Genomic DNA, 17,782 nt, shown 5'->3' with positions numbered 1-17,782 from the left:
GGACACCTACGGGTTCAATGGCATCGACGCGGCCCAAACCACCGGCGACACAGTCGCTTTGACCTATCCCGGCGGCGTCAACGGACTCAACACCGACGTGCGGTTCCACTGGGACGGCAACGGCGTCCAGCTGATCGGCAACACCCCCGGCCACTGAGCCAAGCGGGCCGGTCGAGCCCCCGGCGTTACGGGTTGCCGGTCCACGACGGGTATGTCCCCGGGCGGCCTTCGGCGCCGCTCTCGATCCCGCCAAAGGACAGGCCACCGGTACCGCCATTCCCGGCGGCACCCCCGGCGCCGCCAGAGTTGTTCGTACCGATGCCGAGACCGCCCGCGCCGCCATCGACACCGTCGGCCCCGGGGGCACCGTCGCCGACCTGTACCAGGTCCGGGATGTTGGAGGCGCCGCCGCCACCGCCACCGCCGGTGCCGGTGGCATTGGTGCCACCAGCGCCGCCGAGGCCGCCGTTGGTCGTGGTCGTAGTGCCGTCACCGGCAAACAACTCCGCATTGCCGCCGGTGCCGCCGTGCCCGGCGATGCCGCTGGCGGATGCGGCCCCACCGCCGCCGCCGCCACCACCGCCCGCGGCGTTCCCGGCCGCGACGGTGGCGGCGGCGGCGCCGCCGCCACCAGGTGCGAGATCGTGTCGTCCTCGGGTTCGTTTCGGCGCCGCTCGATCAGCGCGGTGAAGTAGGCCATCATCGACCCGACCGCGTCCAGCGAAGTGCCGATTCCCCCCTCGGACGTGTTGGCCGCCACGATCGCCTGCGTCCAGCCGTCGAACTGCGCCCGATCCTCCTCGGGCACACCGAGATAGTGCGCAACGACCATCGAGGGCAGCGGCTTGAACAGTTCGGTCACGATGTCGCCGCCGCCGTCGGCGCGGATCTTCTCGATGCGCTCGACGACGAACTCGCGCACCTTGGGCTCCACCGCCTCGACCTGTCGCGGCGTGAAACCGCGGGACACCAGCTTGCGAAACTCGGTGTGCACCGGCGGATCCTGCATCACGAACGGCGGATTATCTTGCAGCCCAATGATCTCCAGTTCGCCGTACTCCACCGTCAGGCCCTGCGCGGAGGAGAACGTCTCGTGGTCGCGTGCGGCCGCCCAGACGTCGGCGTGCCGGGACAGCACGTAGTAATCGCGGTCGGGCCGACCCTCGGGGACGACGTGGTGCACCGGGTCGTGGTCGCGCAGCGCGCGGTACATCGGCCAGGGATTGGGCCACGTCTCGGCGGTGGCCAGCTGGAACCCGTGAGACATAACCGACGACATGTCTTATTACTAAGGCATCACGTAATACATGTCAACTGTTGTACACTTCGTTCAGTCCGTACTGAACGAACACGAGGAACCGATGTCCCCGGAAGAAGCCGAATTCGTCGACCGCTTGGGACTGTTCTTCGAGCTGCTGGGCGCCACCCGCACCATGGGCCGCGTCTACGGGTGGCTGCTGATCTGCGATCCGCCGGCGCAGTCGTTGACCCAGCTGGCCGGCGCCCTGGCAGTGAGCAAGGCCTCGATCAGCACCGTCGCGCGCCAGCTGCTGGAGGGCGGCATGGTGGAGCGGTTGCCCAGCCCCGACCGTCAACACCTCTACCGCGTCGCCCCGGGCGGGTTCACCAGCGTGATGGAAACGCAGCTGTCGCTGATGCGCCTGGGCATCGAGCCCGCCGAGTACGCACTGTCGGTCCTGGGCGAGGACCGCGCCGAACAGCGCGAGCGGGTCGAGGACTTCCGCGACTTCTGCGAGTTCTGCACGCGCGACTACCGCGACCAGCTGATGCGGATGTGGACCGAATATCGGGAGGGAAAAAGGAAGTCATGACGAAGACGGACAAGGTTGACTTCACCGACGTGGCCTGGGGATCGGTGGAATGGACCAACCTGTGCACGCTGTACCTGCGGGCCTACGAAACCCGTTCGCCCGAACCGATTCTCGATGACAAAGCCGCCGCCGAAGCGGTGGACCGCATCGCATACGACTGGGAGCGCATGCGCCGCGCCTCCTGGCCACGGTCCAACCAGTACCTGGTCACCATGCGCGCCAAACAGTTCGACGACTGGAGCGCCGATTTCCTGCGCCGCCACCCGAACGCCGTCGTCCTGCACCTCGGGTGCGGAATGGACACCCGGGCGTTCCGGCTGCATCCGCCCGACACCGTGCTGTGGTTCGACGTCGATCAACCGGAGGTAATCGCGTTGCGGCGCAAGCTATACGACGACGCTGACGGCTATCGCATGATCGGCTCGTCGGTGACCGACGCGGCGTGGCTGGACGAGGTACCCACCGACCGCCCGACGCTGATTGTCGCGGAGGGCCTGCTCATGTACCTCACCGGCGCCGAAGTGCGTACGCTGCTGCAGCGCCTCACCGATCGATTCGGCAGCGGCGAAATCGCTTTCGACACTGCGTCGCCGCTGGCACCGCGGCTGTCGAAGGTGCTCACCAAGGGCATCACCAAGTGGGGCATCCGCGACGCCCGCGAACTCGAGCGGTGGAACCCGCGGCTGCGCTTCCTCGGGCGCTCGCCGGTCGGGGCGCTCTACCAACGGATACCCTCGGCGCCGCTACGGCTGCTGTGGCGGCTGGTCAACGCGACGCCGATGGGGAATTACGACGTGCTCAACCGCTTCGCGTTCTGAGCTGTTCCGAGCCGTCGTGCGCTAGATGGCCGCGCCCGGATTCAGGATCCCGAGCGGGTCCAGCGCCCGCTTGATGCGCTGGTTCAACTCCATCACCTCGGGGCCGAGGTAGCCGTCCAGCCACGGCCGCTTCAACCGGCCGACGCCGTGCTCACCGGTGATCGTGCCGCCCAATCCGACTGCCAGGTCCATGATCTCGCCGAAGGCGAGGTGGGCGCGCTCGGTCATCGCGGCGTCGGCGGGGTCGTAGACGATCAGCGGGTGGGTGTTGCCGTCGCCGGCGTGCGCGATCACCGAGATCATCAAATCCCGTTCCGACGCGATGCGCTCGATCCCGGAGACCAGCTCGCCCAGCGCCGGCAGCGGCACCCCGACGTCCTCCAGCAGCAGCGACCCCTTGGCCTCCACCGCGGGGATGCAGAACCGGCGGGCGGCCACGAAGGCCTCGCCCTCGTCCGGGTCGTCGGTCGTAAACACCTCCGTGGCACCGTTTTCCGCGAACACCTCGGCGATCACCGCCGCGTCCTCGCCGGACGCGCGGCCCCGCTCGTCGGAACCGGCCACCAGCATCGCGGCCGCCCCGCGATCCAGGTCCATGCGCAGGCTGTCCTCGACGGCGTTGATCGCGACCGAGTCCATGAACTCCAGCATCGAGGGGCGAAGCCGCGCAACGACTCCCAGCACCGCGTCGACGGCCGAGGTGACCGTGGCGAACGTCGCGACCACCACGCTGGACACGTTCTGCGCGGGCAGCAGCCGCAGCGTCACCTCGGTGACGACGCCCAAGGTGCCCTCGCTGCCCACGAACAGCTTGGTCAGCGAGAGGCCCGCGACGTCCTTCAGCCGCGGCCCGCCCAGCCGCACCGCGGTGCCGTCGGCCAGCACCACCTGCATGCCCAGCACGTAGTCGGTGGTGACGCCGTATTTCACGCAGCACAAGCCGCCGGCGTTGGTGGCGATGTTGCCGCCGATGCTGCAGATCTCGAACGACGACGGGTCGGGCGGATACCACAGCCCGTACTCGGCGACGGCCTTTTTCACCTCGGCGTTGAACAGGCCCGGCTGACAGACCGCGGTGCGCGTGACCGGGTCGACGGTGATGTCGCGCATCTTCTCCGTCGACAGCACGATGCCGTCGTCGAGCGCGGTGGCGCCGCCGGACAGGCCGCTGCCGGCTCCGCGCGTCACCACCGGCACCCGGTGCGCGGTGGCCCAGCGCAGGACCGTCTGCACCTCCTCGGTGCGCCGCGGCCGCACCACCGCCAGCGGCTTGCCGGCCGACGGGTCGAAGGCGCGGTCCTGCCGGTAGCCCTCGGTGATGGTCGGGTCGGTGACGACCATCCCGTCGGGCAGCTTGGCGATCAGCTCGGCCAGGGCATCGGCAATCACGAACCCGATCCTACGGCGACGGGTCGACCGCCAACTCTGGTTCGCGGTCCAGTTCCCGCAGCGACGGCAGCCCGCAGGCGACCAGGCCGACCAGCAGGATCGGCACCGCCAACGCCAGGAACGTGGTCCGCAGCCCGGCGGCGTCGGCCAGCGGACCCGCCACCAGCAATCCCAGCGGCCCGGCGGCGTACATCAGGCCCGTCATCACGCCCACCACCCGGCCGCGCAGATGCTGCGGGGCCCGGGTCTGCATCACGTAGTTGTAGATCGGCTGGATCGGCCCGTAGACCAGACCGGTGACCCCGCAGAGCACCAGGATGACCGGCAGCGGCGGCAGGAACGCGATGCCGACGGTCGCCGCGCCGAAGGTCAGTGTCGCGGTCAGCACCGCCGTGCGTCGCCGGGTGTGTTTCGACAGCGCGGCGTAGCCGAGCGCGCCCGCCACGCCGCCGACCCCGAGGGCCATCAGCGCCCAACCCAGCTGCGCCGGTTGGTGGTGGTCGGAAAAGTACTTGGGAAACAGCACGCTTTCCATCGGCAGGTACAGCGCGGTCACCACGAGGTCGATCAGGCCCAGCGTGCGCAGCACCCGCAGGTTCCAGACGAATCGCAGGCCCTCGGCGATGCCGGACACCAACCCCTCGGGCCGGGTGGCTTGGTGTGGCCTGCCGGCGCCCTCCAGCCGCAGGACCGCGATCGCCAGGAAGGACAGCCCGAACAGCCCCGCCGTCACCCACATCGTGTTGATGCCGCCCACCGTGGCGATCATCAAACCGCCGATCCCGGGGCCCACGATGTACGCGAGGTTCAGAATCGCCTCGTAGACGCTGTTGGTGCGGTCCAGCGACCAGCCCGCGCGGGCGGCGGCCTCCGGCAGCATCGACTGGCGCGCCGTCGTGCCGGCGGGATCGAAAGCGGCGGCGAGAAACGCCAGCACGGCCAGCTCGACCAGGTTGATCGCGGCGGCGCCGAAAAACCAGGCGGTCAGCGGCACGGCGGCCACCGCCGCGCAGGACAGCGAATCGGAGACCAGCGAGACCCTGCGGCGCCCGAAGTAGTCGACCGCGGTGCCGGCGACCAGCGTGGAGGCCACCAGGGGGAGCGTCATGCAGGCGGCGACGATCGACGCGTCCTTGGCGCTGTCGTGGTGCTGCAACGCCAGCCACGGGAACGCGACTATCGAGATGCCGGTACCCGCAGTCGCCATCAGCGTGGCGAACAGGATGAGGAACGTCGGGCCGCCGCTTTTCATGGGATATCGCGGCCGAATCTAGCGCCAAGGCGGTATTGGCGGCGACCGATTTTTTGCGGCTAATGCAGGATGTTCATGTGCTCGCCCACCCCAAGACCGGCCAGGCGTTCGGTTCCCCGGTTCCGCCCGGCGCCGGATGGCCGGGTGATCCGGCGACACCGCAAACGCCGGTGGCCGCCGACCCGACCCAGGTCGCCGCGCTGGCGGCCCAGGCCGGTTCGATCGCGGAACTGGACGCCGCGATCAGCGTCTGCCGGGCCTGCCCGCGGCTGGTCACCTGGCGCGAGGAGGTCGCCGTCACCAAGCGCCGGGCCTTCGCCGACCAGCCGTATTGGGGGCGGCCGGTGCCGGGCTGGGGATCGGAGCGGCCCTGGCTGCTGATCGTGGGGCTGGCGCCAGCGGCGCACGGCGCCAACCGGACCGGACGGATGTTCACCGGCGACCGCTCCGGTGACCAGCTGTACGCGGCGCTGCACCGGGCGGGGCTGGTCAACCAGCCGACCAGCGTGGACGCCGCGGACGGCTTGCGGGCCAGTGGGATTCGGATCGCCGCGCCGGTGCGCTGCGCGCCGCCGGCCAATGCGCCGACGCCGGCCGAGCGGGACACCTGCTGGCCGTGGCTTCAGGCCGAGTGGCGGCTGGTCTCCCAGGACGTCCGCGTGATCGTCGCCCTGGGCGGGTTCGCCTGGCAGATCGCGCTGCGACTGCCCGGCCTGTCCGGGCTGCGCAAGCCGCGGTTCGGCCACGGCGTGGTGGCCGAGCTGGAATCGGGCGTGCGATTGCTCGGCTGCTACCACCCCAGCCAGCAGAATATGTTCACCGGTAGGTTGACTCCGGTAATGCTGGACGACATCTTCGTGGACGCAAAGAGGTTGGCAGGAATCACGTGACCGACATTCTGGTTTCCGGTGCGAGCGTGGCCGGTATGACGGCGGCGTATTGGCTTGCTCGCCAAGGCTATTCGGTCACCGTGGTGGAACGGCATCCCGGCCTGCGGCCGGGCGGCCAGGCGATCGACGTGCGCGGTCCGGCGCTGACGGTGCTGGAACGGATGATGTTGCGGGCGGCCGCCGACCACGCGCGGACCCGGATCCGCGGGGCGTCCGTCGTCGACGCCGATGGAAACGAGCTGTCCGAGGACATCGCATCGACACCCACCGGCGGTCGCCATCATATGCCCGACATCGAGCTGCTGCGCGACGACCTCGTCGAATTGCTATACGACTCAACCAAACTGGACACTGAATATATCTTCGACGACAGCATCGCCGCGTTGGAGGACGACGGCACCGCCGTCAACGTGACCTTCGAGCGCGCCGCGGCGCGCAGCTTCGACTTGGTGATCGGGGCCGACGGCTTGCACTCCAACGTGCGCCGGCTGGTCTTCGGCCCCGAGGCGCAATTCGTCGAGCGGTTGGGCACCTACGCGGCGATTTTCACCGTGCCCAATTTCCTCGACCTGGACTACTGGCAGACCTGGCATTACGGCGAGGCCACCATGGTCGGCGTCTACAGCGCGCGCAACAACACCGAGGCCCGGGCCATGGTCGGCTTCATGGAGGCCGACCTGCGGATCGACTACCGCGACACCGAGGCGGTGTTCGCCGAGCTGGAGCGGCGGATGGCCGACGACGGCTGGGTCCGCCCGCAGCTGCTGCAGTACATGCGCAGCGCGCCGGACTTCTACTTCGACGAGATGTCGCAGATCAAGATGGATCACTGGTCGAAGGGCCGGGTGGCGCTGGTCGGCGACGCGGGCTATTGCTGCTCGCCGCTGTCGGGGCAGGGAACCAGTGTTGCGCTGCTGGGCGCTTACATCTTGGCCGGCGAGCTCGGCGCGGCCGGCGGCGACTATGAAAAGGGCTTCGCCACCTATCACGCCGAGTTCCACGACTACGTCAAGCGCAACCAGTGGCTGGTGATCGACAACATCCCGGGTGGCGCGCCCATCCCGCAGGAGGTGTTCGACCGCATCGTCAACTCCATCACCCTGAAGGACTACTGACCCGGCTTTGAGTGTGAAGCCTTGGCTTTGAGTGTGAAGCGTGGGTGGAGATCCGGCCGAAATCCCGCCCTGCGTACACACCGAAAGCCGTGAGTGCACACGCAAACGCGGACCGACCGGGAACGTTCGCCCGGCAAAAGGCGTTGACGCCATCGTGCGACTTTCCGTCCTTGACCTCGTCCCGGTGCGCAGCGATCAGACCACCGGCGACGCGCTCGCGGCCACCGTGCAGCTCGCCCAGGCCGCCGACCGGCTGGGCTTCGCGCGCTACTGGGTCGCCGAGCACCACAACATGCCGTCCGTGGGCGCCACCAGCCCGCCGGTCCTGATCGCCTACCTGGCCGCGCAGACCACGCAGGTCCGCCTCGGCTCGGGCGGCGTGATGCTGCCCAACCACGCGCCGCTGGCGGTGGCCGAGCAGTTCGCCCTGCTGGAGGCGGCCGCGCCGGGCCGCATCGACCTGGGCATCGGGCGCGCGCCCGGCTCCGACCCGGTGACGTCGTACGCGCTGCGCGGCAGCCGCGGCGAGGAAGACATCGAGCGCTTCCCCGACTACCTCGACGACGTGGCGGCGCTGATGAGTGCGCGCGGCGTGGTGGTGCCGCTGCGCTCGGGGGACTACCGGCTCAAGGCCACCCCGGCGGCGGCCAGCGAACCGCGGCTGTGGCTGCTGGGCTCGTCGATGTACTCCGCGCACCTGGCCGCCGCCAAGGGCCTGCCGTACGTCTTCGCGCACCACTTCTCGGGGCAGGGGACCGAGGAGGCGCTCGCGGTCTACCGCTCGCGATTCAAGCCGAGCGCGCTCACGCCCGAGCCGGTGACGTTCCTGACGGTCAACGCCGCGGTGGCCGAAACCCGCGACGAGGCAACGGCTTTGATGCTGCCCAACCTGCATATGATGGCGCGGCTGCGCACCGGGCAGCCGCTCGGGCCGGTGCCGCTGGTCGAGGAGGCCGAAGTCGCCCAGCTCGGTCCGGAACAGCAACGCATCGTGGAGAGCGGACTCAAGCGGGCCGTCCTCGGCACGCCGGAGGAGGCCGCCGGGCAGGTGCGGGCGCTGGCCGACCGGTTCGGCGTCGACGAGGTGATGGTCCACCCCGTCGCGTCCGCCCACCTGGGTACCGATCCCGCGACGGCGCCGGCTCGGGTCGCGACGCTGGAGCTGCTGGCCAAGGAGCTGTTCTAGTCGGTCACGCCCGCCTGCTCCGAGCGGCTTGCGGTAGTACTGGGCGCGTGCTCGGCGATCCAGTCGCGCAGGTCGTTTGCCGGCAACGGTGGGCTGTGCACGAAGCCCTGGGTGATGGTGCAGCCGTATCGCCGCACCGCGCGCAGGGTGACCTCGTCTTCGACGCCCTCGGCCACCAGGTCGGCGCCCAGGCTGCGGGCCAGGGCCACCGTCGACCGCACGATCGCAACCGATCGCGGGTCCTGGGCCAGCCGCGCCACGAAGATCCGGTCGAGTTTCAGCTCGTCGACCGAGACGTCCTGCAGCCGCGCCAGCGACGACCACCCCGTGCCGTAGTCGTCGAGCGAGATGCGCACGCCGAGGCGCTGCAGCGCGGCGACGGTGTTGCGTGAGCGTGCCGAGTCGACCAGCGCGCTTTCGGTGATCTCGACGATGAGGGCGTCGGGGGGCAGTGCGTGCGTGTGCAGCAGCCGCTCGATCGTGCTCACCAGGTCCAGGTCAAGCAGATTCGTGGTGGACAGGTTCACCGCGACGGTCAGGGGCATGCCCTGGTCGCGCCACGACCGGACCTGCGCCAGAGCGATGTCGATGGCGCGGTTGGCCACCTGGCGCATCAGGCCACCGCGTTCGGCGGCGTTCAGGAATTCGTCCGGGAGCAGCAGCCCGCGGCTGGGATGCTGCCACCGCAGCAGCGCCTCGACGCTGTGCACGCTCCCGTCGCTCGCGTTGATCTTTGGTTGGTAGTGCACCGTCAGCTGGTCGTCGTCCAACAGCGCGACGCGGAGTTCCTCGACGAGGTTGGGGTCATTGTCGCGGTACATCTCATATGCCGAGTCGTAGACGGCGATCCTGCTGACGGCCGATTTCGCGTGCGGGATCGCGATCTCCGCACGGCTGAGCAGCTCCTGCGGATGATCGCAGTGGTCGGGGCAGAGCGCGATGGCGATGCGGGCATCGACCTGCACGGTGATCGGGTCGAGCGCGAACGGTTCGCTCAGCGCCTCGAGCAACCGGCCCGCCTGGGCGCGCGCGGCGATGAGGTCGGACCCCTCGCCGAGCAGGAGCGCGAACTCGTCCTCGCCCACCCGCGCCAGCAGGTCTTCGCGACGCACGCACCGCGCGAGCCGGTGCGCGACGTCGCGCAACAGCTCATCGCCGAAGTGTTCGCCGACGGAGTCGTTGATCTCGTCGAACTCGTACAGGTGCAACAGCAATAAGGCGCGCCGCGGCGTCCCGGGCGCGGACAGCGGTCCGGCTGGCGCCGAGTCGGGCAGCCCGGTCAGCGCGGTCGCCAGCGACCGCCGATTGGGCAGCCCGGTCAGTTCGTCGGTCATCGCCTGCATATGGCTTTCGGCCAGCATGCTGACGTCGCGGAAGGTCGCCGAGAGCCGCGCGGCGACCGCGACAAGGCTCAACGCGGCGAGAGTCGTTGCCAGCCTTGAGTTGTGGCTCACGACGACGCCGAGCGCCACGACGGTGCACACCACGGGCACGGCGTAGAAGCCGAGTCCTCGTTTCGGTGCGGGCGCCCCGGACGACCACGGCGCCCAGCTGGCCATTGCCACCAGCAGCGACGCGGCCGGCCAGAGCGCGTCCAGGGTGCTGCCCACCCGGTAGCTGCCCCTGGCGGTCTCGAAGAGGTACGCGGTGTCCGCGACGGCAAACGCGATGAAACCCACCACGAGCAGGGCCCAGCGGAATCCCTTGCGCCAGCCGAGGATTGGCAGCATACCGGCGGTCACGGCCAGCAGGATCAGGTCGCCCCACGGGTAGACCAGCCCCAACAGCACGGCCGCCGGCGCGCGGACCGCGGCCGCGTGCATGGGCCCCGCCCGCAGCGCCACTCCCACCGCGGCCGCGGCCAGCGCGCACACCAGGGCATCGAGCCGGATCGGAAGCGGCACCCGCTTCAGTCGCGACCGCATCAGCAGCAGCAGCCCCGCATAAAGGAGCGGGTAGAACGCCAGGTATTCCGGGTCGGCCACCGATGGGGACTGGCCGTCGGGCACAAAGCTGGCGTAGACGATGTCGCCCACGGCCGACACCGCCATGCCGGCGGCGATGAAGGACCAGGCGAGGCGGTCCGCCGCCACGCGGTAGGCGCGGACGGCGATCAGCGCCGCGGCCGCCAGGTTCAGGGTGGGATACAGGCATTTGGCGAAGAACGCGTTGCGCGCCACGTCGTGGTCCACCACGCTCGCCACGGCGAAGGTCGCCACACCAATCCCCAACGCCGCCAATGCGATCCGAATCGACGTGGGCGGCCACTGCATGTCGTCGGGCAGGCTGTGCGCTCGTTCCCGCGGTGCCGTCGCGACGGCGGCGATCGGCGCCAGCGACCGCGCCAGCTTCGTCTCCCTGCCGAACGCGCCCACCGGGGGCGCGGCGGCCACCCGGTCCACGCCCGCCGACGCCGACCCCGCCGACTCGGCCAAACGGGGGGACGCATAGGGGAACGGTAGGTCGGGCACGAAGCCCCGAATGCATTGCCCGCCTTCGCGTTTGGCGGCGTACATGGCCAGGTCGGCGTGCTGGAGGAGCTGGTCGACGGTGCAATTCGAAGCGGCCGTGGCGACCGTGTAGCCGATGCTGGGCCGGACCTCGATGGGAACGCCGTCGATCAGGATGGGCGTGTCGAACGCGTCGAGCACCCGATCCGCGGCCGTCTGCGATTCGTCGAGCGAGGCCTCGAGAAGGACGGCGAACTCGTCGCCGCCGAGGCGCGCCACCAGGGTGCCGGTGTGCTCCAGCGCGGCGGTGAGCCGGCCGGCCACCCGGACGAGGAGTTCGTCGCCGGCCGGATGCCCGAGCGCGTCGTTGACGGACTTGAAGTTGTCGAGGTCGAGGCACAGCACCGCGATCGGCCCACCCTCGAGGCGTTGCCGGGCGAGCGCTTGTTCCAGGCGGTGCAGGAAGTGCGCGCGGTTGGCCAGCCCGGTCAGGCTGTCGCGGAACGCTTCCCGCGCGACTTCGGACAGCAGGCCTTGGTTTTCCATGAGCACGATGAACTGCCGGGTGAGCACCGCGGCGACGAGGATCCCCAGCGCGGCGAGCATCGGCCCGTGCGCCATCAGGCTCACCGCCTGACCCAGGCCGACGGCGGCGGCCAGCATGAGCGGCAGGTAGGGCAGCCAGAGCAGGGCGGGGGACATGATCTCGGTCTGTGCCGGGTCCGTGGCGGTCTCGTGCACGCTGGCCAGGCCCGCCACCGAGAGCAGTGCAAATCCGGCGACCCGCCCCAGATCGGTCAGGTCGCCCAGGTGATAGCTGCCCACTCCGGTCTGGAAAACCATCGCGATGTCCGCAGTGGTGATGGTCGCGATTCCAGCCGCCAGCAAGCCCCGGCTCGGCAGGTCGTTGGAGCGGATCCGGGACAGCATCAGGATTGCCGTCGTCAGCAGAACGATGTCGGCGAAGACCTCGATGAGTGTCGCAAGCCGCGAGCCGGTGTTTTCACGTAGCTGTTTGTCGAGGACGAACACCCACGAGATAACGAACAGCGAGGTCGCCACGATGAGGCCGTCCAGCACCAGGCGCCGGGGGCTGTGGCGGGACAGATGCGACAGCAACGCCAACGAGACCATCGCGCCGATCGGGTACAAAGTGAACACGGCCTCCGCCGCGGCGGGATGGGTGGCGTGTTCGATATCCGGACGCACCTCGTAGACCGACCACAGGACCTCACCCGCGGCCCAGCCGAGCAGGCCGATCACCAGCGCCAGCCACCCGAATCTGCGGCGCCCGGTGGAGAAGCGGGCCGCGTAGCCGGCAGTTGCGGCCGTCACCAGCAGGCACAGCGCGAACACAATTTCGTCCACCGGCCGCGTCCCGTACGCGCCGCGCCATCTATTCACCGACGAGGTGACAACCAGCACCGCCGCCGTGCCGTAAACAGCGACCAGGAGCCAGCCCATGCGCGCGGACAGCCCCAACCGCCGCAACGGATGTCCCGTCCAGCGTGTCATAGCCGCCCCAGCCGATCCCGCGCTTCGTCGCGCGCTACAGGAGAATAAACCGCCGCGGGGCTATGCGGGCGGACGCTGCAATATTCACCGCGGAGTCAATAAAAAGAGGGGAATGGGCCGCGACGTCCGGGTCTGATAGCTGCTGTAGCGGTTGCCATTGTTCCTGTTGACCAGCTCCCACAGCCGCGCGTAGTCGGGGTCGTCGGGGCCGACTTTCCGTGCGGTCACGCCGATGCGCTTGGCGCCGACGTTGATCTCAGCGTCGGGACGCTTCTGCAGGTTGTGATACCACCCGGGGTTGCGGTCGTCCCCTCCCTTGGACGCGACGATCACGTACGAGTCGCCGTCCTTGGCGTAGGTCAGCGTCGTGGTGCGCGGCTGACCGGACTTCGCGCCGACCGTGTGGAGCAGCAGGCTGGGCGGCATCCCCGGTATCTGGTGACCGATCCTGCCGTCGGTCTTGCGGTAGATCGTGTCGTGCAGACGCAGGAACGGAATTAGCACGAATTGTTCTAGCGGAGTCAGATTGCTCATGGACTCAGTCTGTCTGACGACCGTCGATCCGGGCGAGGTCCTGGAGGGCCTCCCGCAAGATCTGCGCCGTGGCCTCCCGGTCCGGGTCGCGGCGCAAGAGCATCCCCTTGGCGAACGACAGCTTGTCGCCGGTGCGCCGCGGCAGCACGTGCAGGTGGATGTGCATCACCGTCTGGAAGGCGGGGCGGCCGTCGTTGATCGCGATGTTCGTCGCGTCGGCCAACTCCGTCGTCCGCGCGGCGCGCGCGACTCGCTGGCCGATGGTGGCCATGTCGGCGAGCGTCTGCGGCGGGGTGTCGGTCAGGTCGACGGTGTGCCGTTTGGGGATCACCAGCGTGTGGCCGCGGGTGAACGGTCGGATATCGAGGATCGCCAGGTATCCCTCGTCTTCGTAGATCCGGTGGGCCGGGGCGTCGCCGGCGACGATCGCACAGAACACGCAGGACATGTCGCCCACGGTACTGATCGCCGGATACGCTGCGGCGGTGGACGCTCGCGAGGTGGCCTTTGCCGGCGCGGCCGAACAGGCCCGGATGCTGGCCGACGGCGAACTGACCGCGCCGGAGTTGCTCGAAATCTATCTGGACCGGATCGCGCGGCTGGACAGCGAGTTGCGCTGCTATCGCGTGGTGCTGGCCGACACCGCGCGGTACGAGGCGGCGGTGGCGCAGGAGCGCCTCGACGCGGAGGAGCGGCTGCCGCTGCTCGGGGTGCCGATCGCGATCAAGGACGACGTCGACGTCGCGGGCGAGGTGACGGCGTGCGGCAGCGGCGGGCACCGCCCCGCGGTGACGTCCGACGCGGAGGCGGTGCGGCGGCTGCGCGCCGCGGGCGCGGTCGTCATCGGCAAGACCAATGTGCCCGAGCTGATGATCTTTCCGTTCACCGAGTCGCTGACCTTCGGCGCCACCCGCAACCCGTGGGACCCCAGGCGCACGCCGGGCGGCAGCAGCGGCGGCAGCGCGGCCGCGGTGGCCGCCGGGCTCGCGCCGCTGGCGCTGGGATCCGACGGTGGCGGCTCGATTCGCATCCCGTCGTCGTGGTGTGGGTTGTTCGGCGTGAAACCGCAACGCGACCGCGTGTCGCTGGAGCCGCATGACAACGCGTGGCACGGGCTGAGCGTCAACGGCCCGATCGCCCGGTCGGTGCGCGACGCCGCGACGTTCCTGGACGCGACCGCCACCCTTTCCCAAGTGCCGGGTCCGGAGGGCGAGTTCGCCGCCGCCGCCGCCCGCCACCCCGGCCGGCTGCGAATTGCGTTGAGCACCAAGGGCCCAATGCCGGTCCCCGTCCGCGTCGGCAAGGCGCAGCTGGCCGCCGTGCACGAGGCGGGCGCGTTGCTGCGCGACCTGGGGCACGACGTCGTCACCCGCGATCCCGAGTACCCGCCCGCCGCGGTGCTGACCAATTACCTGCCCCGCTTCCTGCGCGGCATCAGCGACGACGCGGACGCCCAGGCGCACCCCGAACGGCTCGAAGCCCGCACCCGCAGCCTGGCCCGCGCCGGCGCGCTCTTCTCGGACCGCAGGATGGACGCGATCCGCGCCGCGGAGCCTGCGGTGGCCGGCCGGATCCAGGCGATCTTCGACGACGTCGACGTCGTCGTCACGCCGGGCAACGCGACGGGTCCCCCGCGGGTGGGCGCCTACCGGCGCCGCGGCGGCATCTCGACGCTGCTCCTGGTGGCGCAGCAGGTTCCCTATTTCCCGATCTGGAACCTGACCGGTCAGCCCGCCGCGTCCGTGCCGTGGGACCTCGACGGCCACGGCCTGCCGATCGCCGTGCAGCTGGTCGGCCGGCCGCACGACGAGGCGACGCTGCTGTCGCTGTCGGCGCAGATCGAGGCCGCCAGGCCATGGGCCCACCGGCGCCCGCCGGTGTCATAGGGGAAGCCGAATGCCCGACGCCGCCGAGGAGAACATCGACGATCTGCTGGAGGGGCTCGAGGGCGCCGCGCGCGCCGAGCGGGCGGAACTCGTGCGGTGGCTGCTGGATCAGGGCATCACGCGCGAGGAGATCCGGAGCACCAACCCGCCCCTGCTGCTGGCCACCCGCCACCTGATCGGCGACGACGGGACCTACGTCTCCACCCGCGAGATCAGCGAGACCTACGGCGTCGACCTGGCGCTGCTGCAGCAGGTGCAGCGCGCCATCGGCCTGGTGCGGGTCGACGACCCCGACGCGGCCGTGCACATGCGCGCCGACGGCGAGGCCGCCGCCTTTACCCAGCGGTTCGTCGAGCTGGGCCTGGATCCCGAGCAATTGGTCCTCGTGGTGCGGGTGCTCGCCGAGGGCCTGTCCCGCGCCGCCGAGGTGATGCGGTACGCCGCCCTTTCGACGATCATGCGGCCGGGCGCCACCGAGCTGGAAATCGCCCAGGCGTCAAAGGCTTTGGTCAGCCAGATCGAGCCGATGCTCGGCCCGATGATCCAGCACATGCTGTTCATGCAGCTGCGGCACATGATGGAGACCGAGGCCGTCAACGCCGCCGAACGGGCCGCGGGCAAGCCGCTTCCCGGTGCGCGCCAGATCACCGTCGCCTTCGCCGACCTTGTCGGCTTCACCCGGATAGGCGAAGTGGTGTCGGCCGAGGAGCTGGGGCAGCTGGCCAACCGGCTGGCCCACCTCGCCCGGGACGTGACCGTCCCGCCGGTGCGGTTCGTCAAGACGATCGGCGATGCGGCCATGTTTGTCTGCCCCGAGCCGCTGCCCATCCTGGACGTCGTGCTCAAACTCGTCGAGGCCGTCGACACCGACAACGACTTCCCCCGGCTGCGGGCGGGGGTGGCCTCCGGCATGGCGGTCAGCCGGGCCGGCGACTGGTTCGGTAGCCCGGTCAACGTGGCAAGCCGGGTCGCCGCCGTGGCGCGACCGGGTACCGTGCTGGTCGCCGACTCGGTCTGGGAGGCCCTCAACACGACGGGCGACGACGGGAAGCTGCAGGCTTCGTTCGCCGGGGCGCGCCGCCTGAAGGGCATCAAGAACGAGGTGAAACTTTTCCGGGTCCGCCGCGGCGGCGCATAGGCAGGCCCGGGCGACTCTAGGGGGCGTTTGACGCTTAGGTCGTACGCGGCTGGTTTCCTACCCCGTTTCCCAGCGCTTCGAATCGGTCGCTTCCGGGCCTGCTTCGCTACCAAAACTACAACTCCGAACAGCCCATATCAACGGTTTTTCCGCACCGGAAGGACCGCGCACCCGCCCGATCGGCGTTCGCCGCCGGTGAACACCATTCCATTACACATGTAACGGTGTAATCATGTAATCATGAAAACCCATCACACCCATGGGCGGCGCTACGGCCGCCCCGGCGGCTGGCAGCAGGCCCAGCAGCCCGACGCGAGCGGCGCGGCGGAATGGTTCGCCGGACGCCTACCGGAAGCCTGGTTCGACGGCGATCCCACCGTCATCGTCGACCGCGAGGAGATCACCGTCATCGGCAAGCTGCCCGAGCCCGCGGGCTCCGGCGAGGAAGAGAGCGAGGCCCGCGCGGAAGGCCGCGTCTCACGATTCCGCGAAGAGACCCGTTCGGAGCGCATGCGCATCGCCGACGAGGCGCAGGATCGCTACGGGCGCAAGGTTTCCTGGGGCGTGGAAGTCGGCACCAAAACGGGCACCGAGCGAATCCTGTTCACCCACATCGCCGTACCGGTGATGACGCGCCTGAAGCAACCCGAGCGTCAGGTGCTCGACACGCTGGTCGACGCCGGCGTCGCGCGGTCCCGCGCCGACGCGCTCGCGTGGACGGTCAAGCTGGTCGGCGAGCACACCGAGGAGTGGCTGGCCAAGCTGCGCGACGCCATGTCGGCGGTCGATGACCTGCGCGCCGAGGGCCCCGACCTGCAGTCGTAAACCAAGGCGCGCCTTGGCTATTCGTTGCCGACCTTGGCCAGGATCTTATCGGTGATCTGGCCGCCCTGATCGGTGATGTGGTAACCGCAGGCGTTGACGTCGACGACGACGTTGTTGGCCACACCCATCGCGCGTTGGCACTCCCAGCCGTCGGCGCCTTCCTGGGTGTCCATGATGGTGATCTTCGGCGGGCTGCCGTTGAGTTGGGCGAACGTCCACCGGTATTGCTTGCTCTTGTTCGTCACCGTCACCGTCTTGCCGGCGCAGCCCTTCCACTTGTCGGACGACGCCTGCACGAACGCCTTCGCCTTGTCGGCGGACGGGAATGCGACGGCGGCCTGGTTGACCCAGTGGTCGTAGTTGTCGCCGGATTCCGAGGAGACCAGCCCGCTCACGCCCGTGTAGCCGGTGCCCGCATACACCGGGTCCTGGCTGGTGTAGAGCGCGCCCAGGCAGTTCGGCAGCGACAGCGTCACCGTTGAGGTGTCCATCGACGTGATGGGCTTGCCGGGCGTCATCTCGGAGGAACCCATGATGCTGTTGACCCCCGACGGATCCAGCAAGAGAGCGCTGAGCCGGTCGGGCGATACCGGTTCGGGGGGCGGCGGCGCCGGCTTGGGCTTCAGGATCAGCCACGCCCCGACCCCGCCGACGGCCAGCACGATCACGACCGCGACGGCGGCGACGATCGGCCACGGGTTGCGTTTGGGCTTGGCGGGCGGCTGATTCCACGACGAGGACGCCGGCCCGGTGAACTGCGGCGGCGGGCCGCCCCAGCTGCCGCTGCCGCCCTGGTAGTACGGCGGGGTGGCTTGGTTCGCCTGGTTCGCCCCGGGAATGGGCCCGCTTTCGGGGGCCCACGGAGGGGGCGTTTGGGCGGCCCGCGGAATGGGACCGGACGCGGGGTAGCCCTGCGCGGGCGTGGGCGGCGGGCTGGTGACCTGTTGTGGTT

14 protein-coding genes and 1 pseudogene are annotated in these 17,782 nt (G+C 69.7%); 8 read left to right on the top strand and 7 right to left on the bottom strand.

The window, feature by feature from the left end; translation table 11 throughout:
• A pseudogene (locus A5706_RS34195) lies at nt 1–1,279 on the bottom strand (cytochrome P450); the annotation flags it as partial.
• 82 nt (nt 1,280–1,361) lie between these two features.
• Between A5706_RS34195 and A5706_RS09940 the strand changes: the two are divergent.
• Together A5706_RS09940 and A5706_RS09935 are read left to right on the top strand one after the other, a co-directional pair.
• Complete coding sequence (locus A5706_RS09940) at nt 1,362–1,832, top strand: GbsR/MarR family transcriptional regulator (RefSeq protein ID WP_068129582.1); 471 nt, start codon at nt 1,362–1,364, stop codon at nt 1,830–1,832.
• Entirely contained in the window at nt 1,829–2,650 is an 822-nt protein-coding gene (locus A5706_RS09935) for a class I SAM-dependent methyltransferase (protein WP_068129578.1), read from the top strand. Before A5706_RS09940 ends, A5706_RS09935 begins: the two co-directional genes overlap by 4 nt.
• 21 nt (nt 2,651–2,671) lie before the next feature.
• Here A5706_RS09935 and A5706_RS09930 read toward each other — a convergent pair whose 3' ends face one another.
• Entirely contained in the window at nt 2,672–4,039 is a 1,368-nt protein-coding gene (locus tag A5706_RS09930; protein ID WP_068129577.1) for an FAD-binding oxidoreductase, read from the bottom strand.
• 10 nt (nt 4,040–4,049) lie between these two features.
• The gene (locus A5706_RS09925; RefSeq protein WP_068129576.1) at nt 4,050–5,291 is read right to left on the bottom strand and encodes an MFS transporter; all 1,242 of its coding nucleotides are present in this window, start codon (nt 5,289–5,291) and stop codon (nt 4,050–4,052) included.
• A 62-nt stretch (nt 5,292–5,353) separates the two neighbouring features.
• On the opposite strand from A5706_RS09925, the gene A5706_RS09920 reads away from it, so the two are divergent.
• The 3 genes from A5706_RS09920 to A5706_RS09910 all read left to right on the top strand — a co-directional run bounded on the left by A5706_RS09920 (nt 5,354) and on the right by A5706_RS09910 (nt 8,482).
• Nucleotides 5,354–6,181, top strand: a complete 828-nt coding sequence (locus tag A5706_RS09920) for a uracil-DNA glycosylase (protein ID WP_068129574.1) — start codon at nt 5,354–5,356, stop codon at nt 6,179–6,181.
• On the top strand, nt 6,178–7,296 hold the full coding sequence (locus A5706_RS09915) for an FAD-binding protein (protein WP_068129572.1): 1,119 nt from the start codon (nt 6,178–6,180) through the stop codon (nt 7,294–7,296). Before A5706_RS09920 ends, A5706_RS09915 begins: the two co-directional genes overlap by 4 nt.
• Nucleotides 7,297–7,450: 154 nt before the next feature.
• Nucleotides 7,451–8,482 (top strand): LLM class flavin-dependent oxidoreductase, encoded by a 1,032-nt coding sequence (locus tag A5706_RS09910; protein ID WP_068129570.1) that lies wholly within the window; start codon nt 7,451–7,453, stop codon nt 8,480–8,482.
• Here A5706_RS09910 and A5706_RS09905 read toward each other — a convergent pair.
• The 3 genes from A5706_RS09905 to A5706_RS09895 all read right to left on the bottom strand — a co-directional run bounded on the left by A5706_RS09905 (nt 8,479) and on the right by A5706_RS09895 (nt 13,429).
• Nucleotides 8,479–12,447: a diguanylate cyclase domain-containing protein gene (locus A5706_RS09905; RefSeq protein WP_082964286.1), complete on the bottom strand. Its 3,969-nt coding sequence runs from the start codon at nt 12,445–12,447 to the stop codon at nt 8,479–8,481. The two genes, A5706_RS09910 and A5706_RS09905, sit on opposite strands and share 4 nt — an antisense overlap.
• A gap of 84 nt (nt 12,448–12,531) precedes the next feature.
• Nucleotides 12,532–12,981 (bottom strand): nitroreductase family deazaflavin-dependent oxidoreductase, encoded by a 450-nt coding sequence (locus A5706_RS09900; protein WP_068129568.1) that lies wholly within the window; start codon nt 12,979–12,981, stop codon nt 12,532–12,534.
• Between the two features lie 4 nt (nt 12,982–12,985).
• On the bottom strand, nt 12,986–13,429 hold the full coding sequence (locus tag A5706_RS09895) for an HIT family protein (protein ID WP_068129585.1): 444 nt from the start codon (nt 13,427–13,429) through the stop codon (nt 12,986–12,988).
• Here A5706_RS09895 and A5706_RS09890 point away from each other — a divergent pair.
• The 3 genes from A5706_RS09890 (at nt 13,428) to A5706_RS09880 (ending at nt 16,830) form a co-directional block, all read left to right on the top strand.
• Complete coding sequence (locus tag A5706_RS09890; protein WP_068129566.1) at nt 13,428–14,867, top strand: amidase; 1,440 nt, start codon at nt 13,428–13,430, stop codon at nt 14,865–14,867. The two genes, A5706_RS09895 and A5706_RS09890, sit on opposite strands and share 2 nt — an antisense overlap.
• A 10-nt stretch (nt 14,868–14,877) precedes the next feature.
• Nucleotides 14,878–16,005: an adenylate/guanylate cyclase domain-containing protein gene (locus A5706_RS09885; RefSeq protein ID WP_068129565.1), complete on the top strand. Its 1,128-nt coding sequence runs from the start codon at nt 14,878–14,880 to the stop codon at nt 16,003–16,005.
• A gap of 240 nt (nt 16,006–16,245) precedes the next feature.
• Nucleotides 16,246–16,830 (top strand): hypothetical protein, encoded by a 585-nt coding sequence (locus A5706_RS09880; protein ID WP_068109228.1) that lies wholly within the window; start codon nt 16,246–16,248, stop codon nt 16,828–16,830.
• 17 nt (nt 16,831–16,847) lie between these two features.
• On the opposite strand, the gene A5706_RS09875 is transcribed toward A5706_RS09880, so the two are convergent.
• Nucleotides 16,848–17,782, bottom strand: a 935-nt coding sequence (locus A5706_RS09875; protein ID WP_197517799.1) for a sensor domain-containing protein, incomplete at its 5' end; no start/stop codon positions are given.

This window comes from Mycobacterium sp. E796 (genome assembly GCF_001672815.1).
Lineage (GTDB): Bacteria > Actinomycetota > Actinomycetes > Mycobacteriales > Mycobacteriaceae > Mycobacterium.
Note: the sequence above shows the minus strand (reverse complement) of the source record. Positions and strands in the feature narration are given on the sequence as shown.

What these genes read in the sequence shown, in the direction of transcription:
- A5706_RS09935 (WP_068129578.1), top strand. Translation starts at nt 1,829, where the DNA reads ATGACGAAGACGGACAAGGTTGACTTCACCGACGTGGCCTGGGGATCG.
- A5706_RS09905 (WP_082964286.1), bottom strand. Translation starts at nt 12,447, where the DNA reads ATGACACGCTGGACGGGACATCCGTTGCGGCGGTTGGGGCTGTCCGCG.
- A5706_RS09890 (WP_068129566.1), top strand. Translation starts at nt 13,428, where the DNA reads ATGTCGCCCACGGTACTGATCGCCGGATACGCTGCGGCGGTGGACGCT.
- A5706_RS09940 (WP_068129582.1), top strand. Translation starts at nt 1,362, where the DNA reads ATGTCCCCGGAAGAAGCCGAATTCGTCGACCGCTTGGGACTGTTCTTC.
- A5706_RS09900 (WP_068129568.1), bottom strand. Translation starts at nt 12,981, where the DNA reads ATGAGCAATCTGACTCCGCTAGAACAATTCGTGCTAATTCCGTTCCTG.
- A5706_RS09885 (WP_068129565.1), top strand. Translation starts at nt 14,878, where the DNA reads ATGCCCGACGCCGCCGAGGAGAACATCGACGATCTGCTGGAGGGGCTC.
- A5706_RS09895 (WP_068129585.1), bottom strand. Translation starts at nt 13,429, where the DNA reads ATGTCCTGCGTGTTCTGTGCGATCGTCGCCGGCGACGCCCCGGCCCAC.
- A5706_RS09925 (WP_068129576.1), bottom strand. Translation starts at nt 5,291, where the DNA reads ATGAAAAGCGGCGGCCCGACGTTCCTCATCCTGTTCGCCACGCTGATG.
- A5706_RS09880 (WP_068109228.1), top strand. Translation starts at nt 16,246, where the DNA reads ATGAAAACCCATCACACCCATGGGCGGCGCTACGGCCGCCCCGGCGGC.
- A5706_RS09920 (WP_068129574.1), top strand. Translation starts at nt 5,354, where the DNA reads ATGCAGGATGTTCATGTGCTCGCCCACCCCAAGACCGGCCAGGCGTTC.